Genomic DNA, 11539 nt, shown 5'->3' on the forward strand with positions numbered 1-11539 from the left:
GCTTGAATATGTACGAACACTTAGTAACGTTTAAATTTAACGAGCACATCACAGATGGAAAGCAGCAGGAGCTTCTTCAGCAGCTGTTAGCATTTAAAGAGAAGATCGATGGAATCGTCGAACTGACGGCTGGTTTAAATACCACCGAAGAAGTGGAGCAAATTCAAGGATACACGCTTGGACTGCGTATCACGTTTGAAAGTAAGAAAGCGCTTGACCGTTATTTGCCGCACCCGCTGCACCAGGCGTTTATTTCCTCTCTGGATGGTGTCATTGAGAATGTTATTGTTGTGGATTATGAGATTTTATAAGCCTGTTTGATCTTGATCAGCACTTAAAGAAATGGGATGAGATTGAGAAAATTCAAGTGAAGAAGCGTGAAAATATAAATGATACTGACATGTATGAACTAAAAAAGAAGAAGCTGTCTCCGTTTCGGAGGCAGCCTCTTTTGTATTTCAACGTTCACTTGAGTCGGATGAATATAAGGCGGCCAAACTCAAATGACGACGTATGGCACATTGAGTAAAAGAACGACTTTCTTAAACATTGACGGTACAAATTACAAAGTATTTTCTTCTATAGTAATATCGCTTTTCGCTCGTTCAATTCTGCGTTGTTTCAGTGTACCAGCGAGCAAAATGCCGGCAACAACAACAAGTTCGAACCCATACTTTACAAATGGATTGGTGAAATAATCATGCATAAACGGTTCTCCGACGATCATTTTAGACGCTGTCCAGCCGAGAATGCCGGCACCGATTGTGATGATAATTGGATACCGTTCGATCATTTTTAAAATAATGGTGCTGCCCCACATAACAATAGGGATTGAAACAAGCAGGCCGATCATGACAAGCAGGAAGTTTCCGTGAGAAGCGCCTGCAACAGCAAGAACATTATCAAGCCCCATTAATGCATCTGCAATAATGATCGTTTTAATGGCGCCCCATAATGAATCAGCGGCTGTTACTTCATGCTCTTCTTCCTCAATAAGAAGTTTGTAGGCAATCCAGATAAGCAGGATACCGCCGACTAAACGCAGGCCGGGAAGTTCTAATAAATAAACAACCAACAGTGTGGCAATCATGCGGATGATGATCGCACCGACTGCTCCCCAAAAAATCACCTTTTTTTGCTGTTCTTTTGGGAGTTTCCGCGCAGCGAGGCCAATTAAAATGGCATTGTCACCGGCGAGAACGAGGTCAATCATTATAATGGCAAATAAAGCGGTTAAAAATTCTGTTTCCATTCTCCCAGCTCCTTTTTTTCTCCAAAATAAAAGAGACCTCTGCCACATGAAATATGGCAAAGGTCTCGCTAAACACTAAATAAATTAGGTCAATAAAGCCGGCGGAAGGTATCCCACGTAATGACGACTTTATTTCAGTTCTCTGACGCTACTCCCCTTTACGGATGAAGGCGATATTCAGTTGGTTATACTTTATCTGTTTTATTATAGCAGGTGAGGGACAGGAAAAAAAGTATCTTTTTATTTGTTTTTATGTCTGGTGCTCATAAATTTACTGCTTTTTGCAGCTGTTGCTTGACTTCTTATATAATTTATTTTTATAATAAGTTACATAAAGTAACTAAAATAAAAAAGGTAACAAAAAGGAGAATCAAGCATGGATCGTTTTCATGAAAAACCGAATGTATTTGTTGGGGAAGTGAATATAAACGTGACGGATTTGGCACGTTCAATTGATTTTTATACAAACGTCATTGGATTAAATGTATTAAACCAATCGGAGCGGCAGGCTGTGTTGACCGCGGATGGACAAACGGTACTTGTAACGCTGGAGCAGCCGCACGGCGTTCTGCCGAAGCAGGGACGGACAGCCGGCTTGTATCACTTTGCAATTTTGCTGCCGGAACGGAAAGATTTGGCTGTCTTTTTGCGCCATTTGCTGCAAACGGGCCAGCGATTTGGCGCGGCGGATCATTACGTGAGTGAAGCGATTTACATTGATGATCCCGACGGCAATGGTATTGAAATTTATCGCGACCGGCCGTCTTCGGAATGGACGTGGAACGATGGATTTGTGGATATGGCAACGGTTCAGCTTGATGGGGACAGCCTTTTAGCGGAAAGCGACGAAGAATTTATCGGTCTTCCGGAGGGTACAATCATCGGGCATATTCATCTGCATGTCTCGAACATTTCAGAAGCGGAAAACTTTTATATAAAGGGGCTTGGGTTTCAAGTGGTCAGCCACTATCCGCAGGCGATTTTCACGTCAACGGGCGGCTACCATCATCACATTGCCTTGAATACGTGGCAAGGCGTCGGTGCTCCGCGTCCAGCCCAAAACAGCGTTGGACTGAATTGGTACACGCTTGTGTTTCCGAGTGAAGAAGCAAGAGAAGAAGCGGTGGCAAGGCTCAAAGGAATAGGAGCAGCCGTGACCGAGTATGTTACGGAAGATCCGTCCGGCAACCAAATTCACCTGATTGTGTAAGAAAAAGGTTCCTCCCAGCGGAGGAACCTTTTTATAAGGAAAGCAAGCATGTGCCATTAGACTTACCAAGAAAGACAAGTTTATAATGGGGAAAATAAAATAATAAGGAGCCTAATTAAGTTGGCTGGAAAAGAGCATGGAAGAATGAATGTGGATTACATTCTTTTAACGAGCAAGGAGAGAAACGAATGAAGAATTCTGGACATGTTTCACAGGCAGGCTTTCAGGATACAGGTATGATTTTTAAGTTTATACGTAAAAATAACGAATTTATCCATACATTTTCTGAAGGTGAATTACTTTATAAAATAAATTTTCATCCAGAAGGTCTTATTGGAAAAACATTATATGAATTGTATTCAGACAACATTGACATTGCCAATTCATTAATTACATATTACAAAAAAGCTTGGAAGGGTCACTTTGTCGAATATGAAAGTAACTACAAAGGGATACAGTACGTGACATATTTGAGGCCTTTGTTTTCAGAAGGAAAAGTCATTGAAGTAGTTGGAACTTGTATTGATATTACAAAAAGAAAAAAGATGGAAGAAGACATTTGCCAAAAAGAAAATTTATATCGCACAGTGCTTGAAACGATGTCTGAAGCGGTACTGATCGAAACAGGCGGCAAAATCACTACACTCAATGAAAGCGCAAACAAAATATTCGGGATTGAAATAGGTGATTTTACTGAAGCTTCTATGGCAGGATTAGAGCGGGAGTATATAAAAGAAAATGGCATTCCGATTCCTTATGCAGAGCTGCTAGATGTCATTACTCAGAAAGATGGCATTCCTGTTGAAAATTTTGTATTAGGAGTGAAAGATGAAAATAATGGAACACAGTGGTTTTCTGTCAATTCAAACCCGCTTAAATTACCGGATAAGTACGAGGAAGCAGCTCTTGTGACACTTTCCGAAATTACACTTCAAAAAGAACAGGAAAGAAAGTTAATAGATTCGTACGCTTTTCAGCGCAATTTGATTGATCAGCTGGACAGAGGAGTCATTGTGACAGATCGGGATAAAAAGATTAGCCTCATGAACAAAAAGTTTTATGAACTGTTCAGGTTAGAAGGCGGGATTGATTTATATATTGGACAGTATGCTCCGGATTTACATTCTCTTTTTGACAAAGAAATGGAAGAGGTGGAAATTGAAAAGCGCGGGGGTCAGCCAAGAATAACAAAAGAAATTGAAATCAACAAAAATACCATACTGTGCTACAACTGTGTTCCACTTAATGAGGGAAACGGGAATGGTGGATACTTGTGGGATTTTGAAGATATAACCGAGAGTAATAAAATGGAAAAAATGATTATCCATGCAAAAGAAGAAGCCGAAAAAGCAAATGCAGCAAAATCGGACTTCCTGTCTAAAATGAGCCATGAGCTTCGTACGCCGCTAAATGGCATTCTTGGCTTTGCGCAGCTTCTGGAAATGGAAGAGGACTTGACCGAAATACAGCATGACTTTGTACAGGAAATTTTGAACGGAGGAAGACATTTATTACAGTTAGTAAACGAAGTATTGGATGTATCGAGAATCGAAACAGGAAATTTGAAAGTTTCTATAGAGGAGGTTAACCTTCTTGCCGTTATGAACGAATGTATCAATATTGTCCAGCCGCTGGCAAAGAAAAAGAACATAAGTATAGATAACCAAATAAATCCCTTTCAAAACACCTTAGTTCATGCTGATCCGATTCGTCTTAAACAAATCCTTCTTAACCTTCTGGACAATGCCATTAAATATAATAAGGATTATGGAGAAATAAGCATCGCCTGCTGGCAGGAAGGCAGCGAGCAGGTTGTGCATATCGTGGATACAGGTATAGGGATTTCAAAAGAAGAATATCAAAAAGTATTTGTCCCATTTTATCGAATTCGAGACACAAAGGAAGCAGGTACAGGTATCGGCTTGTCTCTCGTTAAACAGCTCGTACACTTAATGGGAGGAGAAATCAGCGTGACAAGCACAAAAGGAAAAGGCAGTGACTTTTCTTTTTGTCTGCCTGTTCCCCCTAATTTAAAAGCTGTTATGCGGTGGGATGAACAGGTGGAACCTCCTGCAGCGAAAGATGAGAAGACAGATCACTATCGCTTGCTCTATATTGAAGATAACGAGGCCAATTTTCAGTTAGTGAGCAACATCATAAAATCGCAGCCGTCCTTTACGCTCCTATCAGCCCTTACTGGAAAAAAAGGAGTAGAAATGGCAGCGAAGGAAAAAGTGGATTTGGTTTTGATGGATATTAACCTCCCCGATATTCATGGGTACGAAATTTTTGACATGCTAAAAAGGAATGAACAAACAAAAGATATTGCCGTTATTGCTGTAAGTGCCAATGCAATGCCGCAGGATATTCAATATGCGTTAGCTAAGGGATTCGATAACTATGTGACGAAGCCTATAAATATAAAAGAGTTTTTGACAGTCATACGGGAAACGTTAAATAAAACAATTTATCAAAATATCCCGGATCATAAAATTTTAAGCACTGGACCGTATGGAGAAGAGGCTGTCTCAGCAAAAACACTTCAATTATCTTTAGAAGACTTGAAAAAAATTAAGGAAAAGAAATATAAGGCAGCCATCGCAATGCACTATGCCCGAAGTGATTGGTCAAGGTCTCAAGTGGAAGGGGTGAAAGCCACTTTTGAAAAAATGGGGATTAAGATCACAGCTGTAACGGATGCGCAATTTAATTGGGAACAGCAAGTAGCTGATATTGAAAACATTTTAACCAAAAAGCCGGATATTCTTGTGAGTATTCCTGTAAACCCGGCACGGATGGCAGGCATATATAAAAAAGCAGCTCAAGCCGATATAAAGCTGGTGTTCATGGACAATATACCAAAGAACCTGCAGCATGGAAAAGATTACGTTAGTGTTGTGTCCGCTGACAACTATGGAAACGGCATTGAATCGGCTCATGTTATGGCTGGAAAATTAGGTGGAAAAGGAATTGTTGGGGTTATTTACCATAAATATGATTTTTTTGCAACCAAACAAAGAACCGAAGCATTTGAAAAAACGATACAAGAAAAATATCCCGAAATTCAGATTGTGGAGCGTGTCGGAATTGAGGGGCCGAATGATGGGCAAAAAGCGGCTTCTGCCATGATTGTTAAACATAAGGATTTGAATGGTATCTTTGCTGTATGGGATGTACCAGCGGAAGGAGCTTTAGCAGCGGCCCGTGCTGCAGGAAGAAATGATTTGGTCATCACGACGGTCGATTTGGGCCTGAATGTGGCAGCAGAAATTGCCCGCGACGGACTAATCAAGGGATTGGGTGCGCAGCTTCCATACCAGCAGGGAGTCGCTGAAGCCATCCTTGCAGGGTATGCGCTTATTGGAAAAAAGGCGCCGTCCTATGTGGCAGTACCAGCTTTAAGAGTAACGAAAGAAAATGTCCTGGACGCCTGGAAACTAGTTTATAACGAAGAGGCGCCACATATCATTCAAAAAGCTGCGGATCAAGGAAATGCTTAAGAAAAAGGGGATTACCAGATGAAAGTATTAATCGCTGACGATGATGCTGCCTCCAGAAAACTGTTAAGGTATTTCATCGGCAGTTTACCTAATTATAAAATTATTGGAGAAGCCGCGAACGGTGAAGAGTTAATAAAGTATGTGACGAAAGAAAAACCGGATGTCGCTTTAGTGGATATTGGAATGCCTTTATTGAATGGGATGGAAGCAGTGAAAGCATGTAAAGAACTTTTTCCATCCTTGCAGGTTATTTTTATTACTGGCCATGATGATTATGCACTCGAAGCATTTAGTGTAAGGGCTGTTGATTATATTTTAAAGCCAATTGAGCGAAATCGTTTATATAGTGCTTTAGAGAGGGCCGCACAAGCTGGGAATATAAAAGCTGATAAAGAGCAGTCTGTTAAAAAGAATTTAATGATTAAACAACAGAAAAATATCCTTTTTATTCCGCTTGATGACATTATTTTTATAGAAAGAATAGACCGTAAATCTGTCATTCATACAAAGAACAATAATTTCGAAACAAATGAAGCGTTAGCCAGCCTGGAAGGGGCCCTTGACTCCAGATTTATCGCATCTCATAGATCCTATATCATTAACGTGGGGCTTTTAACCAAAATTGAAGCAGCGGGTCAAATGTATAAAGCATATTTTCAAGATTATAACAATACGGCAAGGGTTTCAAAGCACAAAATCGATGAATTGCAACGATATAAGTCATTATGAACCAATCAACTCAGCACACGCTGCTGGGTTTTTTTATTTTTTTAAATTTTTTGCTTTTTTTGTTTAAAAGGATAATTTTTAAGTCTGAAACTAGAAAATATCTTGTCGAGTGGAAGAAAATCATGTCTGAAAGCGGTTAGACACTAAATTTGAATGCGGTTACAATTCGGTTATAGCTAAATAAACAGCAACAAAAAAGAAAAGAGAATCCTAATATGTCAGGAATAAAAGAGGTAGCTAAACAGGCAAATGTTTCAATTGCGACTGTCTCAAGGGTGTTAAGCAAGCCAGAATCGGTAGCGGAAGAGACGATCAAAAAAGTATTAGAAGTCATTGAAGATTTAAACTATCAGCCTAATGCAGCAGCCCGCCAGCTAAGAATGTCCGAAACAACAACGATTCTAGTGGTTGTCCCGGATATTACGAATACATTCTTTTCCGATGTGCTGAGAGGGATAGAGTGTGTAGCTCTTGAAAATGGTTACCAGGTTTTGCTTGGTGACGCAGGCAATAATCTTGAACAGGAAAAAGGGTATTTGAACATACTTCGTCAAAAGAAAGCAGCAGGAATGATTTTACTGACCGCAGGAATTGAAGCGAACATCGTAGAAGAGATAGCCGCCCAATATCCGGTCGTTCTTGCATGCGAATACTTAGAGGGCGTCAATGTTCCGACAGTTTCAATTGACAATGTCAGCAGTGCACGAAAAGCAACCGAGTATTTGATTAATCTCGGGCATAAGAGAATAGGCTTTATCTCAGGTCCTATGAATAGCGTACTTGGCAGAGACAGGCTAAAGGGATTTTATCAGGCGATGGCACAATATAATTTGAAGGTTGAGCCCGACTTAGTGCAGGAAGGCAATTTTTCTTATAGAAGCGGCTTTAATATGATGCTCAAACTTTTAGCGTACAGCCACACACCTACAGCAGTGTTTGCGGCAAATGATGAGATGGCCTTTGGTGCCATCAATGCAATTGAACAAAAAGGATTAACTGTTCCGCAGGACATATCGGTTATCGGGTTTGACAATATAAAGTTTTCATCCATCTTCAAACCGGCACTAACGACGATCTCACAGCCCACTTTTGACATAGGCACAAAAGCGATGGAATTGCTGATAGGCCTCATGACAAAGCAGGAAATGGAGAAAACACAGTTCATTTTAGAGAACAAGCTTGTTCTCCGAGATTCATGCTATAAATGCAGCCGTTAAAAAATGAATTTTTAAAAGATGATGTAAACGTTTACGGAACGGATAAAAGAGCGTCAGTCATTGTTTTGCTTATAAGAGCTTTGATATACAGAAAAGCAGTAAAGCTGCAAATAAACTTTACAGATGATGTAAACGTTTACGGTGTGAGTAAAGCTTGAAAATAATTTATCCACAAGTTAGTTCGAAGTAAGAGGTTAAAAGAAAAGCAGAATTTAAAAAAGCAGACGATATGTAAACGTTTACGAGAGATTCTTTAATGAAAATTCTTGGTAATCCCGGGCTGCTCACTTTAAGGAGGTGGTGGAGCCACATTCGCAATCGATGTTGTACTTTTGAAAAATATTTCAAAACGGGGGAGAAACAATGAAACTTGGATATCAAACAAATACGTGGGGCGGGGTTGTAGGTCATCCTGCCGGAGTCACTTCGATAAAAGATCTTTATTACCTGGCGAACGGCTCGACCGAGGAAGCCTTGAAAGACATCGCGGAAGCAGGTTATGAAGGCTTTGAAATTTTCGATGGCAACTTAATGCAATATAAAAGCAATAAAGAAGAATTTAAGGAATTGCTGAAAAAGTACAAGTTAACATTGATCGGTGTCTACACGGGAGGAAACTTTATTTATCCAGATGTTTTGCAGGAAGAATTAGCGAAAATTGAGGAAGTCGCTGCCTTTGCTGCTGAACTTGGCGCCCGCCACCTTGTGATTGGCGGAGGAGCTGTCCGTTCGGGGGGTATTTTAGAAAGCGATTACGAAAATTTAGGAAAAGCATTGGATCAAGTAAAGGAGATTGCGGAAAAACACGGATTGATCCCAACGTATCACCCGCATCTTGGAACGACTGTTGAAGCACCGGATCAATTAGATAAGCTGATGCCGCTCACAACAATTGGTTTGTGTCCCGATACAGCCCATATTGAAGCAGGCGGGGGTGATCCGGTAGAAGTTGTGCGCAAATATGCGGACCGGATTAAATATATTCACTTTAAAGATTATGCGGATGGTGAGTTTCTTCCATTAGGAAAAGGCCATCAGAAATTTGATGAAATGCTCCACCTTTTAAATGAAGCCGGTTACGATGACTGGATTACGGTTGAGCTGGACAGCTATGATGTGCCAAAACAAGGAGCGGAAATAAGCCGCAGCTTTTTATCGTCATTTGAAAAATAATTGATGCCAGATTGAATGTAAAGGGGACGGAATGATGAAAAGAAAAGCTCCATTATTAACAGGTATGTTATTGAGCGGAAGCCTTTTGCTGGCAGCGTGTGGGGGGCAGCAGGCTGCGACAGATAAAGAACCAGCGAATAAAACAGTGGAAATGCCGGACACAGGTTCTTTAACGATTAATCCTGAAATTGAAGATAAAGAGATCCTGGGCAAAGGTCCTTTTGGTGAACAAGCTGTTTCAGCGAAAACATTGGAATTAACGGAAGAAGATATTGCGAAAATTAAAGAGGGCAGTTACACAGCAGCACTCGTCATGCATTACTCTGGCACTGATTACATGACTGCGCAGACAGATGCCCTAAAAGCAAGCTTTGAACGCATGGGTGTTGAAGTCATTGCAGTAACAGATGCTCAATTTAAAGCAGAAAAACAAGTTTCTGATATTGAAACAGTCACTGCGAAAAAACCGGATATCATTGTCAGTGTTCCTGTAGACCCTGTATCGACAGCAGCGGCTTACAAAAAAGCAGCTGACGCGGGCATTAAATTAGTCTTTATGGATGGTACCGCACAAGGACTGGAGCCAGGAAAGGATTTTGTCAGTATTGTATCAGGCGATAACTATGGAAATGGTGTAGAAGCTGCAGAGGTAATGGCGAAAGAGCTTGATGGCAAGGGCAAGATCGGCGTAGTCTTCCACGATGCAGATTTCTTTGTAACAAAGCAGCGTCAAACCGCTTTTGAAGAAACAATGAAAGAGAAATACCCAGATATTGAAATCGTCGCACATGGCGGCATTACAGGTCCGAATGATGGTGAAAAAGTAGCATCGGCTATGTTGACACAGCACCATGATTTAGACGGAATCTTTGCCATCTGGGATGTGCCGGGAGAAGGGGTTGTTTCAGCAGCGCGTACAGCAGGAAGAGATGATCTTGTTATTACAACAACGGACTTGGGTACAAACGTTGGGTTGGAAATGGCATCCGGAGGCACAGTAAAAGGACTTGGCGCACAGCTCCCATACGATCAGGGAATCGCTGAAGCTATTTTAGCTGGGTATGCTTTGCTTGGTAAGGAAGCGCCTTCATATGTAACAACACCAGCAGTGCAGGTAACAAAAGATAATTTGGAAGAGTCTTGGAAGCTTGTTTACCGCCAGGATGTTCCGGAATTAATTCAAAGCGCGATTCAATAATAAATTACACAATTAATGGAGGGTTATAAAATGAAAAAACTTAATGTAGGTATGATTGGCGGAGGATTTATGGGGAAAGCGCATGCACTTGCTTATGCAGGTATGCCAATGTTTTTTTGGCCGGCACCGGTTGTTCCGCATCGTCACACTGTAGTAGATGTAACAGATGAGCTTGCGAAAGATGCAGCTGCCCGCCTTGGGTTTGAACACTATTCGACTGACTGGAGAAAAGTAGTGGAAGATCCGGAAATCGATATTATCGATATTGTCACACCAAATGATTCTCATGCGGAAATTGCCATCGCAGCCGCAAAAGCTGGAAAGCACATTATTTCTGAAAAGCCGCTTGCGCGTGATGCAGCTGAAGCGAAAACAATGCTTGATGCAGTAAGAGAAGCAGGCGTAAAGCATATGGTTGCGTTCAACTATCGCAGAACACCAGCTGTTGCGCTGGCGAAAAAATATATTGAAGAAGGCAAACTAGGCAAGATCTTGAATTTCCGCGGTACGTATTTGCAGGATTGGTCGGCTGATCCGAATTCACCACTATCATGGCGCTTTCAAAAAGACCGTGCCGGCTCTGGCGCTTTAGGAGATATTGGTACACACGTGATTGACTTTGCACGCTATCTTGTCGGAGAGATCTCTGATGTAAATGCGGTCGCGAAAACGTGGATTGGCGAACGCCCAATTCAAAGCGGCGGCGTCGATAAACTCGGAACAGTAAAAGCAGATGTCGATGTACCAAAAGCGGCAGTTGATGTTGATGATGAATTTATGACACTCGTTAAATTTGAAAATGGTGCTGTTGGAAGTATTGAAGCAACACGCAACGCCTGGGGCCGCAACAACTTCTTAACATTTGAAATTCATGGTGAAAAAGGTTCTCTCGTCTTTAACTATGAACGCCGTGACGAACTTCAGGTGTGCTTCTCAGATGATCCAGGCGACAGCCGCGGCTTCAGAACCGTATACACAGGTCCGGCTCACCCATACGGAGAAGGCTTGTGGCCAATCCCGGCACTCGGTATTGGCTATGGTGAAACGAAAATTATTGAAACATATGATTTTATGAAATCTATTGCGGAAGATACAAAAGTTTCGCCTGACTTTGAAGACGGCTACCAAATCGCAGTTATTTCAGATGCGATTCTGGAATCAGCCCAAAAAAGCGAGTGGGTGAATCTTTCAAAACAAGGCGAAATGGTGAATCTTTCGAAATAAAGAACTTGAAAAAATAGATGGAGGCTGCAGCAGCGG

Annotated in this window: 9 protein-coding genes; 8 read left to right on the top strand and 1 reads right to left on the bottom strand. The window is 41.4% G+C overall.

Translation table 11 applies throughout. From position 1 onward, the window contains the following. The first annotated feature begins 8 nt into the window (after window positions 1–8). Window positions 9–311 (top strand): Dabb family protein, encoded by a 303-nt coding sequence (locus VQ00_RS01105; protein ID WP_172645535.1) that lies wholly within the window; start codon window positions 9–11, stop codon window positions 309–311. Window positions 312–562: 251 nt separating this feature from the next. On the opposite strand, the gene VQ00_RS01110 is transcribed toward VQ00_RS01105, so the two are convergent. Continuing rightward, window positions 563–1252, bottom strand: a complete 690-nt coding sequence (locus VQ00_RS01110) for a TerC family protein (RefSeq protein WP_046178295.1) — start codon at window positions 1250–1252, stop codon at window positions 563–565. A 376-nt stretch (window positions 1253–1628) separates the two neighbouring features. Between VQ00_RS01110 and VQ00_RS01115 the strand changes: the two genes are divergently transcribed. The 7 genes from VQ00_RS01115 (at window position 1629) to VQ00_RS01145 (ending at window position 11503) form a co-directional block, all read left to right on the top strand. After that, window positions 1629–2462: a VOC family protein gene (locus VQ00_RS01115; RefSeq protein ID WP_046178296.1), complete on the top strand. Its 834-nt coding sequence runs from the start codon at window positions 1629–1631 to the stop codon at window positions 2460–2462. 188 nt (window positions 2463–2650) lie between these two features. Beyond that, a complete protein-coding gene (locus VQ00_RS17575; RefSeq protein ID WP_082091416.1) occupies window positions 2651–5962 on the top strand; it encodes a substrate-binding domain-containing protein in 3312 nt (1103 codons plus the stop codon). A gap of 18 nt (window positions 5963–5980) precedes the next feature. Then, a complete protein-coding gene (locus VQ00_RS01125; protein WP_046178297.1) occupies window positions 5981–6691 on the top strand; it encodes a LytR/AlgR family response regulator transcription factor in 711 nt (236 codons plus the stop codon). Between the two features lie 215 nt (window positions 6692–6906). After that, a complete protein-coding gene (locus tag VQ00_RS01130) occupies window positions 6907–7908 on the top strand; it encodes a LacI family DNA-binding transcriptional regulator (RefSeq protein WP_046178298.1) in 1002 nt (333 codons plus the stop codon). A gap of 363 nt (window positions 7909–8271) precedes the next feature. Next, window positions 8272–9081 carry a sugar phosphate isomerase/epimerase family protein gene (locus VQ00_RS01135; RefSeq protein ID WP_046178299.1) on the top strand — a complete coding sequence of 270 codons (810 nt, stop codon included), beginning with the start codon at window positions 8272–8274 and terminating at the stop codon, window positions 9079–9081. Between the two features lie 31 nt (window positions 9082–9112). Further along, window positions 9113–10279, top strand: a complete 1167-nt coding sequence (locus VQ00_RS01140; protein WP_425388339.1) for a substrate-binding domain-containing protein — start codon at window positions 9113–9115, stop codon at window positions 10277–10279. Window positions 10280–10309: 30 nt separating this feature from the next. Then, window positions 10310–11503: a levoglucosan dehydrogenase gene (locus tag VQ00_RS01145; protein WP_046178301.1), complete on the top strand. Its 1194-nt coding sequence runs from the start codon at window positions 10310–10312 to the stop codon at window positions 11501–11503. The last annotated feature ends 36 nt before the right edge of the window (window positions 11504–11539 follow it).

It is taken from the genome of Domibacillus tundrae (assembly GCF_000970675.1).
Lineage (GTDB): Bacteria > Bacillota > Bacilli > Bacillales > Domibacillaceae > Domibacillus > Domibacillus tundrae.